This window comes from Pseudomonas sp. FP2254, assembly GCF_030687695.1.
Lineage (GTDB): Bacteria > Pseudomonadota > Gammaproteobacteria > Pseudomonadales > Pseudomonadaceae > Aquipseudomonas > Aquipseudomonas quebecensis.
In genome coordinates this window covers 803,268-819,901 of sequence record NZ_CP117444.1, presented here as the reverse complement: position 1 = coordinate 819,901, position 16,634 = coordinate 803,268, and the positions used below count along the sequence as shown (strand labels likewise).

Annotated in this window: 18 protein-coding genes and 1 tRNA gene; 13 read left to right on the top strand and 6 right to left on the bottom strand. The window is 62.0% G+C overall.

The window, feature by feature from the left end; translation table 11 throughout:
- Positions 1-6: 6 nt before the first annotated feature.
- The 9 genes from PSH94_RS03585 to PSH94_RS03545 are packed head-to-tail and all read left to right on the top strand — an operon-like array spanning position 7 to position 7,716.
- On the top strand, positions 7-936 hold the full coding sequence (locus PSH94_RS03585) for a MerR family transcriptional regulator (RefSeq protein ID WP_253510386.1): 930 nt from the start codon (positions 7-9) through the stop codon (positions 934-936).
- The gene (gene phrB, locus PSH94_RS03580) at positions 937-2,382 is read left to right on the top strand and encodes a deoxyribodipyrimidine photo-lyase (protein ID WP_305436497.1); all 1,446 of its coding nucleotides are present in this window, start codon (positions 937-939) and stop codon (positions 2,380-2,382) included.
- On the top strand, positions 2,375-2,797 hold the full coding sequence (locus PSH94_RS03575) for a nuclear transport factor 2 family protein (RefSeq protein ID WP_181079604.1): 423 nt from the start codon (positions 2,375-2,377) through the stop codon (positions 2,795-2,797). The genes phrB and PSH94_RS03575 overlap by 8 nt, the downstream gene beginning before the upstream one ends.
- Positions 2,794-3,576: an SDR family oxidoreductase gene (locus tag PSH94_RS03570; RefSeq protein ID WP_305436496.1), complete on the top strand. Its 783-nt coding sequence runs from the start codon at positions 2,794-2,796 to the stop codon at positions 3,574-3,576. The genes PSH94_RS03575 and PSH94_RS03570 overlap by 4 nt, the downstream gene beginning before the upstream one ends.
- Positions 3,573-4,820, top strand: coding sequence for an NAD(P)/FAD-dependent oxidoreductase (locus PSH94_RS03565; RefSeq protein ID WP_181079602.1), 1,248 nt, complete (start codon positions 3,573-3,575; stop codon positions 4,818-4,820). Before PSH94_RS03570 ends, PSH94_RS03565 begins: the two co-directional genes overlap by 4 nt.
- Positions 4,817-5,626 (top strand): DUF1365 domain-containing protein, encoded by an 810-nt coding sequence (locus PSH94_RS03560; protein ID WP_181079601.1) that lies wholly within the window; start codon positions 4,817-4,819, stop codon positions 5,624-5,626. The genes PSH94_RS03565 and PSH94_RS03560 overlap by 4 nt, the downstream gene beginning before the upstream one ends.
- Positions 5,613-6,884 (top strand): cyclopropane-fatty-acyl-phospholipid synthase family protein, encoded by a 1,272-nt coding sequence (locus PSH94_RS03555; RefSeq protein WP_305436494.1) that lies wholly within the window; start codon positions 5,613-5,615, stop codon positions 6,882-6,884. Before PSH94_RS03560 ends, PSH94_RS03555 begins: the two co-directional genes overlap by 14 nt.
- On the top strand, positions 6,877-7,356 hold the full coding sequence (locus PSH94_RS03550; RefSeq protein ID WP_305436493.1) for a DUF2878 domain-containing protein: 480 nt from the start codon (positions 6,877-6,879) through the stop codon (positions 7,354-7,356). The genes PSH94_RS03555 and PSH94_RS03550 overlap by 8 nt, the downstream gene beginning before the upstream one ends.
- Before the next feature lie 54 nt (positions 7,357-7,410).
- The gene (locus tag PSH94_RS03545) at positions 7,411-7,716 is read left to right on the top strand and encodes a YkgJ family cysteine cluster protein (protein ID WP_181079598.1); all 306 of its coding nucleotides are present in this window, start codon (positions 7,411-7,413) and stop codon (positions 7,714-7,716) included.
- Between the two features lie 56 nt (positions 7,717-7,772).
- Here PSH94_RS03545 and PSH94_RS03540 read toward each other — a convergent pair whose 3' ends face one another.
- From PSH94_RS03540 to hemA, 6 genes are all read right to left on the bottom strand, one after another.
- Entirely contained in the window at positions 7,773-8,291 is a 519-nt protein-coding gene (locus PSH94_RS03540; protein ID WP_181079597.1) for an acyloxyacyl hydrolase, read from the bottom strand.
- Positions 8,292-8,401: 110 nt separating this feature from the next.
- A complete protein-coding gene (murI, locus tag PSH94_RS03535) occupies positions 8,402-9,196 on the bottom strand; it encodes a glutamate racemase (protein ID WP_305436490.1) in 795 nt (264 codons plus the stop codon).
- Complete coding sequence (locus tag PSH94_RS03530; protein WP_305436488.1) at positions 9,189-9,944, bottom strand: molybdopterin-synthase adenylyltransferase MoeB; 756 nt, start codon at positions 9,942-9,944, stop codon at positions 9,189-9,191. Before PSH94_RS03530 ends, murI begins: the two co-directional genes overlap by 8 nt.
- A complete protein-coding gene (gene prmC / locus PSH94_RS03525) occupies positions 9,938-10,768 on the bottom strand; it encodes a peptide chain release factor N(5)-glutamine methyltransferase (protein WP_285427858.1) in 831 nt (276 codons plus the stop codon). Before prmC ends, PSH94_RS03530 begins: the two co-directional genes overlap by 7 nt.
- A complete protein-coding gene (gene prfA, locus PSH94_RS03520) occupies positions 10,769-11,851 on the bottom strand; it encodes a peptide chain release factor 1 (RefSeq protein WP_181079593.1) in 1,083 nt (360 codons plus the stop codon).
- Positions 11,848-13,137, bottom strand: coding sequence for a glutamyl-tRNA reductase (gene hemA, locus PSH94_RS03515; protein WP_266245905.1), 1,290 nt, complete (start codon positions 13,135-13,137; stop codon positions 11,848-11,850). The genes prfA and hemA overlap by 4 nt, the downstream gene beginning before the upstream one ends.
- A gap of 183 nt (positions 13,138-13,320) precedes the next feature.
- Between hemA and PSH94_RS03510 the strand changes: the two genes are divergently transcribed.
- The 4 genes from PSH94_RS03510 (at position 13,321) to PSH94_RS03495 (ending at position 16,632) form a co-directional block, all read left to right on the top strand.
- A complete protein-coding gene (locus tag PSH94_RS03510; protein WP_181079591.1) occupies positions 13,321-15,045 on the top strand; it encodes a tetratricopeptide repeat protein in 1,725 nt (574 codons plus the stop codon).
- A 4-nt stretch (positions 15,046-15,049) separates the two neighbouring features.
- Positions 15,050-15,667 (top strand): lipoprotein insertase outer membrane protein LolB, encoded by a 618-nt coding sequence (gene lolB / locus PSH94_RS03505; protein ID WP_305436485.1) that lies wholly within the window; start codon positions 15,050-15,052, stop codon positions 15,665-15,667.
- Positions 15,668-15,716: 49 nt separating this feature from the next.
- A complete protein-coding gene (ispE, locus tag PSH94_RS03500) occupies positions 15,717-16,520 on the top strand; it encodes a 4-(cytidine 5'-diphospho)-2-C-methyl-D-erythritol kinase (RefSeq protein ID WP_266247463.1) in 804 nt (267 codons plus the stop codon).
- A gap of 37 nt (positions 16,521-16,557) precedes the next feature.
- Positions 16,558-16,632: transfer RNA gene (locus PSH94_RS03495), tRNA-Gln, on the top strand.
- Positions 16,633-16,634 lie beyond the last annotated feature (2 nt).

Genomic DNA, 16,634 nt, shown 5'->3' with positions numbered 1-16,634 from the left:
AGCGTCATGAAAACCGCCGTGCACGAAGAACCCGGCGAAGACATTGCCCAAGCCCTTGAAGATGGCTGGCTGCCGATCCGTGAGGTCGCGCGTCAGACCGGCGTCAACGCAGTGACCCTGCGCGCCTGGGAACGTCGCTATGGCTTGATCGTGCCCCAGCGCACGCCCAAAGGGCATCGTCTATTCAGTGCCGAGCATGTGCAACGTATTCACACCATCCTGACGTGGCTCAACCGAGGCGTACCGGTCAGCCAGGTGAAAAACCTGATCGACTCCGCCCAGACCAGCCCCGACAGCGTTGCCAACGAATGGCAGAGCCTGCGCCAGACCCTGGTGCAGGCCATCAGCGACCTGGCCGAGCGCCGGGTGGACGATGCCTTCAACCAGGCCATGGCGCTCTACCCGCCGCGCACCCTGTGCGAGCAACTGCTGCTGCCGCTGATCCAGGAACTGGAGCAACGCTGGCAGGGCCAGTTCGGCGCTCAGATGGAGCGGGTGTTTTTTCTGTCATGGCTGCGCAGCAAATTCGGCGCGCGCATCTACCACAACAATCGCCAATTGCACGGCGCGCCACTGCTGTTGATCAATCAATCCGACCTGCCGCTGGAGCCGCACCTGTGGCTCAGCGCCTGGCTGGCCAGCAGCGCCGATTGCCCGGTGGAAGTCTTCGACTGGCCGCTGCCCGCCGGCGAACTGGCGCTGGCGGTGGAACATCTCAAACCACGCGCAGTGTTGCTGTATTCAAGCAAGGCCTTGCAACTGCCGGCCTTCGCCAAACTGTTGGGCGGTGTTGACTGCCCGACGCTGCTGGTCGGTCCCACGGTGAGCATTCATCAGGCCGAGCTGGCGTTGCTCAGCCATGACCTTGCCGATCTGTCCGTCGCCGAAGACCCGCTGTCGGCCCACCAGCTTCTGCTCCAGCGTGGACTCGTCTAAATGCACCTGATCTGGCTGCGCACCGACTTGCGCCTTCACGACAATACCGCCCTGGCCGCCGCGAGCCAGCGCGGCCCGCTGGTGGCGGTTTACCTGATCACGCCCGAACAATGGCGGGCCCACGATGACGCACCGTGCAAAGTGGATTTCTGGCTGCGCAACCTGCAGCACTTGAGCCAGTCCCTGGGCGCACTCAACATCCCGCTGCTGATCCGCACCGCCGCCACCTGGGACCAGGTGCCCGCCGTGCTCAGCCAATTGTGCGGCGAGCTGGGCGTGGCCTCGGTGCATGTCAACCAAGAGTACGGCATTCATGAAAGCCGCCGCGACGCAGCGGTGGCCAAGGCGCTGGAAGCCGATGGCGTGACTTTCCACAGCTACCTGGACCAACTGTTTTTTCAACCCGGCAGTGTGCTCACCAAAAGCGGCACGTATTTCCAAGTGTTCAGCCAGTTTCGCAAGGTCTGCTACACCCGCCTGCACAGCGCCCTGCCGCGTCTGGTGAACGCGCCGAAGGCGCAGCAAAAACTCGCCATCGAGAGCGACGCCGTGCCAACCGCCGTCGATGGCTTCGAACCGCCCAGCGAGCGCCTGCGCGCACTCTGGCCTGCCGGCGAAGATGAAGCCCGGCGCCGCCTGGAAACCTTCGCCGACGCGCAGATCAGCTATTACAAGGATGAGCGCGATTTCCCCGCCAAGCCCGGCACCAGCCAATTGTCGGCCTACCTGGCAGCCGGTGTGATCTCGCCGCGCCAGTGTCTGCACGCGGCGCTGCAAACCAATCAGGGCGAGTTCGAAAGCGGCGATATCGGTGCGATCACTTGGATCAACGAACTGCTCTGGCGTGAGTTCTACAAACATATTCTGGTGGGCTACCCGCGCGTGTCCCGCCATCGCGCCTTCCGCCCCGAAACCGAAGCGGTGGCCTGGCGTGACGCACCCGAGGACCTCGCCGCCTGGCAACAGGCGCGCACCGGCCTGCCGATCATCGACGCGGCGATGCGTCAGTTGCTCGACACCGGCTGGATGCACAACCGCCTGCGCATGGTGGTGGCGATGTTCCTGACCAAGAACCTGCTGATCGACTGGCGTGAAGGCGAACGTTTCTTTATGCGCCACCTTATCGACGGCGACCTGGCCGCCAATAACGGTGGCTGGCAGTGGAGTTCGTCCACCGGCACCGACTCGGCGCCGTATTTCCGGATTTTCAGCCCGCTGAGCCAGTCGGAAAAATTCGACCGCGACGGCGTGTTCATCAAGCACTGGCTGCCGGAACTGGCCGGGTTGAATAAAAAGGAAGTCCACAACCCCGATGCGGTTGGCGGCCTGTTTGGCGTGGCGGATTACCCCCGCGCCATCGTCGATCTGAAAAAATCCCGCGAGCGCGCCCTGGCCGCGTTCCGCAGCCTGCCATCGCGCGAAGCCGCCGGGGGTGCCCATGAGTGACTTTCTGCGCCGCTTCGCCCACACCTTTGCCACGCTGGACAAGCACAACCTGCACCTGCTCGACAGCCTGTACAGCAAGGACATCGTCTTTACCGATCCGCTGCACGAGGTGCACGGTCTGACCGCGCTGCACCGATATTTCGAAACGCTGTACGGCAATGTCAGCCAACTGCGTTTCGACTTTCACGGCTTCGATCAGGTGGCCGAAGGCGAAGGCTACCTGCGCTGGAAAATGAGCTTCTGCCACCCGCGCCTGGCCAATGGCCGGGTGATTCGCGTGGAAGGCTGCTCGCACCTGATGTGGCGTGACAAGGTCTACCGCCATCGTGACTATTTCGACGCTGGCGCCCTGCTGTATGAACACCTGCCCGTACTCGGCAAAGTGGTCAGTTGGCTGAAAAGGAGAGTGGGATGAATAGCGTGACGCCCCGTCGTTATTGGCTGACCGGCGCCAGCAGTGGCATCGGCGCCGCGCTGGCCGAGGAGCTGCTCAACAGCGGCGCCCAAGTGGCCGTGAGCTCACGCTCCAAAGAGCCGCTGGAGGCCCTGGCGCAACGTTACCCCGGCCAAGTGCTGGTGGTGGCCGGCGACTTGACCAACAGCCAGACCGTGCGCGAAATCGGTGAACACATTACCCACGCCTGGGGCGCGCTGGACACCGTGATCCTCAACGCCGGCACCTGCGAATACGTCGACGCCCGCCAGTTCGACTCGTCCATCATCGAGCATGTGGTGCGCACCAACCTGCTGGCCAGCAGTTATTGCATCGAAGCGGCGCTGCCGCTGTTGCGCGCCGGCCTGACGCCACACCTGGTGGGCGTCGCCAGCGCCGTGACCTACCTGCCGATGCCGCGCGCCGAGGCCTACGGCGCCTCCAAGGCCGGCCTGCGGTATTTGTTCGAATCGCTGCGCATCAGCCTGTCGCCGGAAAACATCGACGTCACGGTGATCAGCCCGGGCTTTGTCGACACGCCCCTGACCGAACGCAATGACTTCCCGATGCCCCTGAGCTGGCCCGCCGACAAGGCCGCGCGGCATATCTTCGCCAAACTGCACAAGCGGCCGTTGGAGATCGCCTTCCCCGCGCTGCTTATCGCCACCCTGTGGCCCTTGTCGAAGCTGCCTAACCGCGCGCAGTTGATCATCGGCAAGCGCATGTTGCGCAGTGCTCCGCCGAAGAAGGACGACCTGTGAAGATCGCCATCATCGGCAGCGGCATCGCCGGGTTGACCAGCGCTTACCTGCTCAACCGCCGTCACGACATCACCCTGTTCGAAGCCGGCGACCGCATTGGGGGCCATACCCATACGGTCAAGGTCACGGTGGAAGGCCAGCACTACGCGGTGGACACCGGTTTCATCGTGTTCAACGACTGGACCTACCCCAATTTCATTCGCTTGCTGGGGCAGATCGGCGTGGCGTTCAAACCCACCGAGATGAGTTTTTCGGTGTGCGACGAGCGCACGCGCTTTGAGTACAACGGCAATAACCTCAACAGCTTGTTCGCTCAGCGCAGCAATATCCTGTCGCCGGGCTTCTGGGGCATGTTGCGCGACATCCTGCGCTTCAATCGCCAGGCGCCATTGGATTTACAGGAACACCGCATCAGCGCCGACATGACCCTGGGCGACTACCTCACCGCCGGCGGCTATGGCGAGCGCTTCGTGCGCCACTACATCGTGCCGATGGGCGCGGCGATCTGGTCGATGTCGCTGGCGGACATGCTGGGCTTTCCGTTGCAGTTCTTCGTGCGTTTTTTCAAGAATCACGGCCTGCTCTCGGTGAACAATCGCCCACAGTGGTGCGTGATCGAAGGCGGCTCCAGTGCGTATATCGAACCCCTGACTCGCGGTTTTCGTGAGCGGATCCGCTTGAGCTGCCCTGTGCATAACGTCGAGCGCAACGAGGACGGCGTGGTTATCCACAGCGCGTCCGGCAGTGAGTCCTTTGACCGCGTGGTGTTCGCCTGCCACAGCGACCAGGCCCTGGCGTTGCTCGGCGACCCGAGCCAGGCGGAGCAGGAGATCCTCGGTGCCCTGCCCTATGCCGATAACGACGTGGTGCTGCACACCGACACGCGCCTGCTGCCCGATCGCACACTGGCCTGGGCCAGTTGGAACTACCGGCTGACCGGCGACAGCCAGGCCCAGGCTGCCGTGACCTACGACATGAACATCCTGCAAGGCATCGACAGCGCCACGACGTTCTGCGTGAGCCTCAACCAGACGGCGGTGATCAACCCGCTGAAGATTCTTGCGCGCTACACCTATGCCCATCCGCAATACAGCCTGGGCGCCGTCGCCGCCCAGAACCGCTGGGAAGAATTGAACGGCGCCCGCCATACCCATTATTGCGGCGCCTACTGGGCCAATGGCTTTCATGAAGACGGCGTAGTCAGCGCCCTGCGCGTGGCGCAAGCCTTTGGGGAAACCCTGTGAACAGTGCCCTGTACAGCGGCTGGATCGCCCATCGCCGGTTTGCGCCCAAGGGCCATGCGTTTCGCTACCGCATCGGCCTGCTGTACCTGGATTTGAGTGAAGAAGACCACGTGCTAGGGCTCTCGCCCCTGGCCGGGCGCAGCCGCCTGGCGCCTTTTGGTTTTCGCCAGCAGGACTACCTGCGTGAGTTGACCGGCCACGGCATGAGCCTGAGCGATGCCGTGCGCCAGGAAGTCGGCAAGGCGCTGGGGCGTACACCCCAGGGCGTTATCTGCCTACTGACCCAGGCCCGCAGTTGGGGCCTGGCTTTTAATCCGGTGAGTTTCTTCTACTGTTTCGAGGCCGACGGGCAACTGGCCGCGATCCTGTGTGAAGTCACCAATACCCCTTGGCGCGAGCGCTATCGCTACGTGCTGCCGGCCCAGGCTCTGGGTGCGGACGAGCACCAGCATTTTGCCGTGGCCAAGGCGTTCCATGTGTCGCCGTTCCTGCCGCGCGACCTGCAATACCGCATGAGCTTCAGCCCGCCCGCCGAGCGGCTCGGCGTGCACATGGCCGACTGGCAGGGCGAATTGAAAGTCTTCGACGCCACCCTCAGCCTGCACAAAGAGGCGCTGACCCGCGCCAGCCTGCACCGCTACCTGTGGCGCTTTCCGTGGATGACCGCCAAGACCTGCCTGGCGATTTACTGGCAGGCCTTGCGTCTGTTGCTTAAACGTACACCGATTTTCTCCCACCGGGCCGCCGATGGCGCCTCTCGCACCGCCGTCGGGTATACCAAGGAACATCGCCATGAAATCCCCTAGCTTATCGGTCAAGGCCAGCCGCCTGAACGTCAACGGCATGACCACCGCGCTGCTGCGCAAGGGTGTGCTGCGTCAACTCAGCCAATTGCGCCACGGCCAGTTGGTGGTGATCGAGGATGGTGAACGCCAAGTGTTCGGCGCACGGGAAGCGCACCTGCTGGGGGAAATCCAGATCGTCGATCCGGCCGTGTGGGGCCTGGTGGCGGCCAACGGGTCGATCGGCGCCGGCGAGGCATTTATCCACGGCCATTGGACCAGTCCGGACCTGACCGCCGTAGTGCGGGTGATGGTCAGCAACCTGGACGTACTCGACGCGATGGAGGGTGGCCTGGCCCGCCTCGCGCGCCCGCTCACCCAAAGCCTGCACTGGCTCAACCGCAATACGCGCAAGGGCTCGCAAAAAAATATCGCCACTCACTATGACCTGGGCAACGACTTGTTCGAAGCGTTTCTGGACCCGACCATGATGTACTCGGCGGCGCAATTTCTGACGGCCGACGACACGCTGGAACAGGCGCAACTGAACAAACTGGAACGCATCTGTCAGAAACTGGCGCTCAAACCCAGCGACCATTTGCTGGAAATCGGCACCGGCTGGGGCAGCATGGCGCTGTATGCGGCGCAGCATTACGGCTGCAAGGTCACCACCACGACGTTGTCCAAAGAACAGTTCGCCTACACCCAGCAACGAATCCTCGCCTTGGGCCTGCAGGACCAGGTCACCCTGTTGCTGAGCGATTACCGCGATCTGACGGGGCAGTACGACAAACTGGTGTCGATCGAGATGATCGAAGCGGTGGGCCATCGCTTTCTGCCCACCTACTTCAAGCAATGCGCGCAGTTGCTCAAGCGCGACGGCCTGATGCTGCTGCAGGCCATCACCATTCGCGAACAGCGTTTCGAGCAGGCCAGGCGCAGTGTGGATTTTATCCAACGCTACATTTTCCCCGGCGGCGCCCTGCCCTCGGTGCAGAACATGCTGCACATCGTCGGCCGCGACACCGACATGAACCTGTTGCACATGGAAGACTTCGGCCTGCACTACGCAAAAACCCTGCGCCTGTGGCATGAGAATTTTCGCCGCGCCCATGGCCGCCTTTCGGAACTGGGCTACGACGAATACTTCCTGCGGCTGTGGGAGTTTTACCTGTGTTACTGCGAAGGTGGCTTTATGGAGCGCACTATCGGCACCGCTCAATTGCTGCTGGCCAAGCCCGCAGCCATCAACCCACCCCTGCTCGGACGCTTCAATGCTTAAAACCGTGGCCAACGCCGCGCTGTTCCAGTGCGGCTGGTTTGCCTGCGTGCTGGGCGGCGACAGCCTCTGGTTGCTGGTGGGTGCGGCAGTCCTGGCCGTTCACCTGCTGTGGATAAGTTCATGGGCCGAGGACGGCGCGCTGATTATCGGCGTGAGCCTGGCGGGCACTGTGCTGGACACCTTGCTGCGGGTGTCGGGGGTGTTTCAGTTCAGCGAACCGGGGCCGTTGATCCCGTTCTGGCTGATGCTGTTGTGGGCCCTACTGGCGACCACGCTGCGGCATTGCCTGGCCTGGAGCGCGCAACCCTGGTGGCTGGCCGCCTTGCTGGGCGCGGTGGGTGGGCCGCTGTCGTATTACGCCGGCAGCCAGTTGGCGGGGGTGCGATTTGGCTTCGCCCTGGCACCGACGCTCAGCGGGTTGGCACTGCTGTGGGCGGCGGTTTTTGTCGGATTGCATCGGCTGGCGCGCTGACGTCTGTCAGACCTTTCACACCCACAGCCTGCGCTTGCCTTACACTGCGCGCCTATGAACACCATCCCCCACCTGCAAATTGCTGAACCCGCCGTCACCTGTTCTACGTGTGCGGCGTGCTGCTGTCAGCTGGAAGTCATGTTGATCACCGACACGGGTGTACCGCAGCGCTATATCGACACGGACGATTGGGGCGGTGAAGTCATGCTGCGCCTGGACGACGGCTGGTGCGCGGCGCTGGATCGGGACACGATGATGTGCACAATTTACGAGCGGCGACCGCTGATTTGTCGCGAATTCGAGATGGGCGCACCGGAGTGTCTGGACGAACGCCAGGGCATTGCCACGGCGTATCGCTGATGCGCCATGCGGTAGGAGGCAAGCCCCCTGCCGCAAGGGTTTTACGGGAGGGGCGGTTACAACGGCATGGTGTAGTGCAGCGCGTAGCTCTCTACCCCATCGTTGTTGCTGCTGATACCGGCGTTGGAATAATGCGTGGCGCGGATGCCCACTTCATGCCCACCGGTAAAGCGCAGCCCGAAACCCAAGCGGTCTTCGAACTGGAAAGCCTGGCCAATGTTGTTGTCTTCCAGCTTGGTGCGGGAAAACACCGCCACACCGATGCCGGCCTCGATATACGGCTTGACCGACTGCCCGGCGAATTCATACACGAACACTGGCGAGAACGACAGGCTGCTGGCGCCTGCGCGGTCGTCACCTTCCCAATACGTGTAAGCGCCGCTCCAGTAACCGGTCAGGCGCCCCATGTCGCTCTGCATCCAGCTCTTGTCCCAATCCGACGTCAGCCCCAGGCGATACGTCAGCGTCGAATCACTGGTGGCCCCCAGGCCGAATTCGAGGCCGGCGGCCTGCGCCGATAACGAGTGTCCTACCGCGACGGCTGCAATCGCAGCCAAACAGAACAAGCGCTTCATAAAACATCCCTTCCGAACGAGTTGTATGGTTTTTTGTACAAGCAATCTCGCTATAGAAGCCTGCGCAGTGACAGAAGTTCAGCTTCTAATGGCGAAATTTCACGAAATTTTCACGTGCGGAAGCTTCGCACAATTCCGGGATGTTTCCATAGTGTCGGTAGGACATTTCTGAAGTGAGACAGATCGCCACTGGTCCAGAACTGCGCCATCGCAGGTTCGCCGCCGGCCAGCACGTCGCGTTCACTCAATAAACGCTTAAGTTGACGTGCCACTGCGGCGCCAGTATCGATCAGGATGATGCTCGGCGGGAGCATCTGCGCCAGCAGCGGTTTGAGGAAGGGATAGTGAGTGCAGCCAAGGATGATGGTGTCGCAACCGCCACTGAGCAGCGGCCCGACGTAGCCCTGGAGCAACTGGCGCAGGGCCGGGCTGTCCAGGTCGCCGGTTTCAATCAGTTCCACCAGGCCCGGACAGGGTTGGGTGATCACGCGCACATCGGCGGCAAAACGATCAAGCAACGCCGCGAACTTGGCGCTTTGCAGGGTGCCGGTGGTGGCGAGCACGCCGACCACACCGCTGCGAGTCGCGGCGGCGGCGGGTTTGACGGCGGGCTCCATGCCCACCAACGGCCAATCGGGGTAATCCAGACGCAGGTCAGCAACGGCGGCAACGGTGGCCGTGTTGCAGGCAATCACAAACGCCTTGGCGCCCCGCTCACGGAAAAACGCCGCGACCAAACGCGAACGTTCGCGGATAAAGGCCGGAGTTTTCTCGCCATAGGGGATATGTCCGCCATCGGCCACATAAAGCAGCGACTCGTGGGGCAGCAGTTGCTGGATTTCCTCCAGCACCGACAGGCCGCCGACACCGGAATCGAACACACCGATCGGCGCGTCCTTACCCATGGCGAGTGCCGCAGACACTGCAGCCAGGGTCACGCTTGACCCGCAGCTCGCGAAAACGCGTGGTCAAGGCATCGATCAGCAATAAACGCCCGACCAACGGTTCACCGAAACCGGCCAGCAGCTTCAGGGCCTCGAGGGCTTGCAGGCTGCCGACCAGCCCCACCAGCGGGCCGACCACGCCGGCTTCGCTGCAGGTCAGCTCGGCGTCGCTGCCGTGCCCGTATAAACAGTGGTAACACGGGCTGTCGGCGCGACGCGGGTCGAACACCGACAGCTGGCCTTCCAGGCGAATCGCCGCGCCGCTGATCAACGGCTTGACGGCGGCGACACAGGCGGCATTGACCGCCTCGCGGGTGGAGAAGTTGTCGCTGCAATCGAGTACCACATCCACGCCGGCCACGGCAGCGGCCAGCGAATCGGCGTCCAGCGCGGTGCGATGGGGCACCAGGCGGATGTCGGGGTTGATCGCGCTCAGGCGCGCCATGGACGAGTCGACTTTGGTCTGCCCGACGCTGGCGGTGTCATGGATGATTTGACGTTGCAGGTTGGTCAGGTCGACCGTGTCGAAGTCCGCCAAATGCAGCTGGCCCACTCCCGCAGCCGCCAGATACAGCGCGACCGGCGCGCCCAGGCCGCCGAGGCCTACGATCAGGGCGCGGGCGCTTTTGAGGCGCAACTGGCCGTCGATGTCCACATGCTGCAACAGAATCTGTCGGCTATAGCGCAACAGCTCCTGGTCGGTCAGCACGGCCGGCGCCCCAGGCTGATACGGTCGTGGCCGCCCAGGTCGACGCGGCTGTGCACGTGCTCAAACCCTTGGCTATGCAACAGGTCGCGCACCGCAGGGGCCTGATCGTAACCGTGTTCCAACAGCAACCAGCCACCGGCATTCAAGTGGGCCGGCGCGTCTTTGATGATCAACCGCAGGTCATCCAAGCCATCATGGCCCGCCACCAGGGCGCTGGCCGGCTCGAAACGCACGTCACCGGCCACCAGATGCGGATCGTTGTCGGCGATATACGGCGGGTTGCTGATAATCAAGTCGAAGGTATGACCATGCAGGGCGCTGAACCAATGGCTGTTGAGCACCGTGACGTTAGCCAGGTGCAGACGCTGGCGATTACGCTCGGCCAGGGCCACCGCTTCCAACACACGGTCGACCGCGGTGACCTGCCAGGCCGGGCGTTCGCTGGCCAGGGCCAGGGCAATCGCGCCGCTGCCGGTGCCCAGATCAAGCACCCGGGCGGGTGTAGCGGGCAACAATTCCAGCGCCGCCTCCACCAGCATTTCGGTCTCCGGACGCGGGATCAGCGTGTGCGGCGCCACTTCAAGGTCGAGTTTCCAGAAGCCCTGCTGGCCGAGAATATAAGCCACGGGCTCGCCCGCACGGCGGCGCTGCAGGTAGCCGGCAAATGTCAGGGCGTCTTCGCTGCTGACGATTTTTTCCGGCCAGGTGTGCAGGTAACTGCGCGATTTGCCCAGGGCCGCGGCCAGCAACAGTTCGGCGTCCAGACGCGCGGTGGGCGAGTCAGGCAGGTCGGCGGCGCGCAACAGGCTGGCGATGATGGTCATTTATTCACCTATCGCCGCCAGTTGGTCGGCCTGGTATTCGGCGAGCAACGGCTCGATGACCGCGTCCACGCCGCCGGCGAGGATCTCGTCCAGGGAATACAGGGTGAGGTTGACCCGGTGGTCGGTTACTCGGCCCTGGGCGAAGTTGTAGGTGCGAATACGCTCGGAACGGTCGCCCGAACCCACCAGCAGTTTGCGCTCGCTGGCAATCGCATTGGCAGCGGCGCTGGTTTGCTGGTCGTTAAGCTTGGCCGACAGCCAGGACATCGCCCGCGCCCGATTCTTGTGCTGGGAGCGCTCTTCCTGGCACTCCACCACGATGCCCGACGGCAAGTGAGTGATACGAATCGCCGAGTCGGTCTTGTTGACGTGCTGGCCGCCGGCGCCCGACGAGCGGTAAGTGTCGATGCGCAGGTCCGCCGGGTTGATCTCGATGGCTTCCTGCTCGTCCGGCTCGGGCAACACGGCCACTGTGCATGCGGAGGTGTGAATGCGGCCCTGGGATTCCGTGGCCGGCACCCGTTGTACACGGTGCGCGCCGGACTCGAACTTCAGCTTGCCATAGACATTGTCGCCTTCGACACGCGCAATGACTTCCTTATAGCCGCCGTGCTCGCCTTCGTTCTCGGACAGGATCTCCACCCGCCAGCCGCGACGCTCGGCGTAGCGCGAGTACATGCGAAACAGGTCGCCGGAAAAAATCGCGGCTTCGTCGCCACCGGTGCCGGCGCGGATCTCAAGGAATACGTTGCGCCCGTCATTGGGGTCCCTGGGCAGCAGCATGCGCTGCAGGTCGCCTTCCAGTTCGGCAAGCTTTTCCTTGGCCTCGCGGACTTCTTCCACGGCCATTTCACGCATGTCCGGGTCGCTGTCCTTGAGCAGCGCCTGGGCGCCTTCCAGGTCCGCCTGCACTTTGAGCAGGTTTTTGTAGGTGGCGACCACAGGCTCAACTTCGGCGTATTCCTTGGAATAGGCACGGAACTTGGCTTGATCGGCGATGACTTCGCCATCGCCAAGCAATGCGGTCAGTTCTTCGAAACGGTCCTGGAGCACGTCCAGTTTATTGAGCAGTGACGCTTTCATTGCGGTTTTTTATCCGAAGAGCTGTCTGACGCGCCCTCACCGAGGGCAAAGAGTTCCTGGGCCATGGCCAGCGCATCGAGGCGGCCTTCGGCGGTCAATTTCTTCAGCTGTACGCTGGGTGCATGCAGTAATTTGTTGGTCAGGCCCCGCGCCAATTGCATCAGCACCTCTTCAGCGCTGCTGCCATTAGCCAACAGACGTTGAGCTTTGATCAGCTCTTCATCGCGCAGACGTTCGCCCTGCTGACGATACGCCTTGAGCACATCCACCGCCGCCAATTCGCGCAGGCGCACCATGAAATCTTCGGCGCCGGTGCTGACCATTTCCTCGGCGGCCTGGGCTGCGCCCTGCCGCGTCTTGAGGTTTTCGGCGACCACTTCATGCAGATCGTCGACGCTGTATAAGTAAACGTCGTCCAATTCGCCGACTTCAGGCTCGATATCCCGGGGAACGGCGATATCCACCATGAAAATCGGCTTGTGCTTGCGCAGTTTCAGCGCACTTTCCACCGCGCCTTTGCCCAGGATCGGCAACTGGCTGGCGGTGGAGCTGATGACAATGTCACTGCGTACCAGTTCAGCGGGAATATCCGCCAACAGCACCGCATGGGCGCCGAACTGCTCGGCCAGAATGCTGGCACGCTCCAGGGTGCGGTTGGCCACCACGATACGCTTGACTCCCAGGTCGTGCAGGTGACGGGCGACCAGAGTAATGGTTTCCCCGGCGCCGATCAGCAGCGCCTGGCTGCGCTGCAGGTCGCTGAAAATCTGCTTGGCCAGGCTGACGGCGGCAAACGCCACCGACACCGGGTTCTCGCCGATAGCGGTGTCGGTGCGCACCTGCTTGGCGGAATTGAAGGTGGCCTGGAACAACCGGCCCAGCAGCGGCCCCACTGTGCCGGCCTCGCGCGCTACGGCGTAGGCGGATTTCATCTGGCCCAGAATCTGCGGCTCGCCCAATACCAGCGAATCGAGACCGGATGCCACGCGCATCATGTGACGAACTGCCGCATCCTCTTCGTGCACATAAGCGCTGGCGCGCAGCTCATCGAAGCTCAAATGATGGTAATCGGCCAGCCAGCGCAGAACGACATCCGCCGAAAGATGTTCCTGTTCTATATAGAGCTCGCTGCGATTGCAGGTCGAAAGGATCGCAGCTTCGCGACTGTCGGTGAGCCGGCAGAGCTGCTGCAAGGCCTCAACCAACTGCTCAGGCGTAAACGCCACGCGCTCGCGCACGTCTACAGAGGCAGTCTTGTGGTTAATACCGAGTGCGAGGAAGGCCATTCAATATCGCTGATGATGTCGGGAAGCCGGCGATTGTCCTACTTCGAAAGATTCAGAACAACCACCGTCGTCTATTGTCCCTATACCTTGTGCCTATAAAAGGCGCGCACTGAGACTCGGTTATGTTTGACCGAAGGCTTGTGTCATGATGATCCGACCGCAGGTTAGTCGTCCTCTTCCTATATGAATAGATCTTCCGCGTTGCTCCTTGCTTTTGTCTTCCTCAGCGGCTGCCAGGCCATGGCCCCCGCGCAGCCGGACGGTACGCCGCCGGCGGAAGACAGCACCCCCGCCCCAGAAAAGCCCAAGGTGTATTCATCGTTCAGTGAAGAAACGGTGTACAGCCTGCTGACTGCCGAACTGGCCGGCCAACGCAATCGCTTCGACATTGCGCTGGACAACTACGTCACCCAGGCCATCAATACGCAGGACCCGGGCATCTCCGAGCGCGCGTTTCGCATCGCCGAGTACCTGGGGGCCGATCAAGCGGCGCTGGATACTTCACTGATCTGGGCAAAGAACGCCCCGGACGACCTGGAAGCACAGCGGGCCGCAGCCATCCAACTGGCGCGGGCCGGACGCTATGACGACTCCATGGTGTATATGGAGAAAGTCCTGCAGGGCAAGGGCGACACCCATTTCGACTTCCTCGCGCTGTCGGCCGCCGACACCGATCAGGACACCCGCAATGGCCTGATGAAAAGTTTCGACCGCTTGTTGCAAAAGCACCCGAAGAACAGTCAGCTGATTTTCGGCAAGGCCCTGTTGCTGCAGCAGGATGACGAGGCCGAGGCGGCCTTGAAACTGCTGGAGCAGAACCCGCCGGACGACGGCGAGATCGCCCCGATCCTGCTGCGCGCTCGCCTGCTGCAGGCCCTCAATCGCGGCAAGGAAGCGATTCCGCTGCTGGAAAAAAGCATCAAGAAATACCCGGAAGACAAGCGCCTGCGCCTGACTTACGCCCGCACGCTGGTGGAACAGGACCGTATGGAGGACGCTAAAGTGCAGTTCGCCAATCTGGTCCAGCAATACCCGGACGACGACGAACTGCGCTATTCGCTGGCCCTGGTGTGCCTGGAAGCCAAAGCCTGGGACGAGGCCAAAGGGTATCTGGAAGAGTTGATCCAGCGCGAAAGCCATGTGGACTCGGCACACCTGAACCTTGGCCGTATTGCCGAAGAACGCAACGATCCACAGGCTGCGCTGCTCGAATATGCCCAGGTCGGCCCCGGCAACGACTACCTGCCGGCGCAACTGCGCCAGGCTGATATCCTGACGAGTAACGGCCGCACCGATGAAGCGGAAAAGCGCCTGGCCGCGGCGAGGGCTGCCGAGCCGGACTACGCCATCCAGCTGTACCTGATCCAGGCCGAGACATTATCGGCCAACAATCAAGGCGATCGCGCCTGGAAAGTGCTGCAGCAAGCCCTGCTGCAATTCCCCGACGATTTGAATCTGCTGTACACCCGCGCCATGCAGGCGGAAAAGCGCAATGATCTGGCACAGATGGAAAAAGACCTGCGCCTGATCATCAAGCGCGATCCGGACAACGCGATGGCGCTCAACGCTCTGGGCTACACCTTGTCTGATCGCACCACGCGCTACGACGAGGCCAAGGCACTGATCGAACAGGCGCACAAGCTCAACCCGGAAGACCCGGCCGTACTCGACAGCCTCGGCTGGGTGAACTACCGCCTGGGCAATCTGAATGAGGCTGAACGGTTGCTGCGCCAGGCACTGGAACGCTTCCCCGACCAGGAAGTCGCCGCTCACCTGGGCGAAGTGCTGTGGGCCAATGGCAAGCAACGTGAAGCCCGCCAGATCTGGGAGAAATTCCTCAAGGAACAACCTGAAAGCCCTATTCTGCGCGGCACCATCAAGCGCCTGACCGGATCCGAGACCCTTTAAGCTTATGTTTTTGCGCCACGTTGCAATATTCAGTCTTATCGCCTTACTTGCCGGCTGCTCCGGCCTTGGCACCCGCGAATCCGTTGAAGGCCAGGGCAACCCGGCGCAATGGCAGCAGCACAAGAATCAGCTGGCCAGCATCGATGGCTGGCAGATCGAGGGGAAAGTCGGCGTTCGCGCGCCGAAAGATTCCGGCAGCGGCACATTGTTCTGGCTGCAGCGCCAGGACTACTACGATATTCGCCTCTCAGGCCCACTGGGCCGTGGCGCAGCGCGCCTGACCGGCCGGCCGGGGCAAGTCAGCCTTGAAGTGGCCAACCAGGGCCGCTACGAAGCAAGCTCCCCGGAGGCTCTGTTGGAAGAGCAGATTGGCTGGAAGTTGCCGGTGTCTCATCTCGTCTGGTGGGTTCGCGGGCTGCCAGCCCCGGACAGCAAGAGTCGCCTGAGCCTCAACGGCGACAGCCGCCTGGCCACCCTGGAACAGGATGGCTGGCGGGTTGAATACTTAAGCTACGTGCAACAGAACGGCTATTGGCTGCCTGAACGCATCAAGCTGCACGGCACCGATCTGGACGTCACGCTGGTGATCAAGGACTGGCAACCGCGCAAGCTGGGGCAATGACGTGAGCGCAGAAAAACTGACCCTGCCCTCCCCGGCCAAACTCAATTTGATGCTGCACATTCTCGGACGCCGTGAAGACGGTTACCACGAGCTGCAGACGCTGTTTCAATTTCTCGATTACGGTGATGAATTGACCTTCGCCGTGCGCGAAGACGGTGTGATTCGCCTGCATACGGAATTCGACGGCGTACCCCACGACAGCAACCTGATCGTGCGCGCCGCGAAAAAGCTCCAGGAGCAATCGGGTTGCGCGCTCGGCATCGATATCTGGATCGATAAGATCCTGCCCATGGGCGGTGGAATCGGCGGTGGCAGCTCGAATGCCGCAACCACTCTGCTGGGTCTTAACCACCTGTGGCAGCTCGGCTGGGACCCTGATCGCCTGGCGGCGCTGGGCTTGACGCTGGGTGCCGACGTCCCGGTTTTCGTGCGTGGCCACGCGGCTTTTGCCGAAGGCGTGGGGGAAAAACTGACCCCTGTGGAGCCCGACGAGCCGTGGTATGTCGTGCTTGTCCCGCAAGTATCTGTAAGTACAGCAGAAATTTTTTCAGATCCGCTGTTGACACGTAACTCTCCTCCCATTAAAGTGCGCCCCGTTCCCAAGGGAAACAGTCGAAATGACTGCTTACCGGTTGTAGCAAGGCGTTATCCAGAAGTACGTAACGCATTGAATTTGTTAGGTAAATTTACCGAAGCAAAATTAACCGGAACTGGAAGTTGTGTGTTTGGGGGCTTCCCAAGCAAAGCTGAAGCTGATAAAGTCTCGGCCCTTCTTACAGAGACCCTTACAGGGTTTGTAGCAAAGGGAAGCAACGTTTCGATGTTGCATCGCAAGCTGCAAAGTCTGCTCTAAAAGGAATCGAGTACTGGGTACTCGTTGCAACAGATACAGGGGCGTCGCCAAGCGGTAAGGCAGCAGGTTTTGATCCTGCCATGCGTTGGTTCGAATCCAGCCGCCCCTGCCATT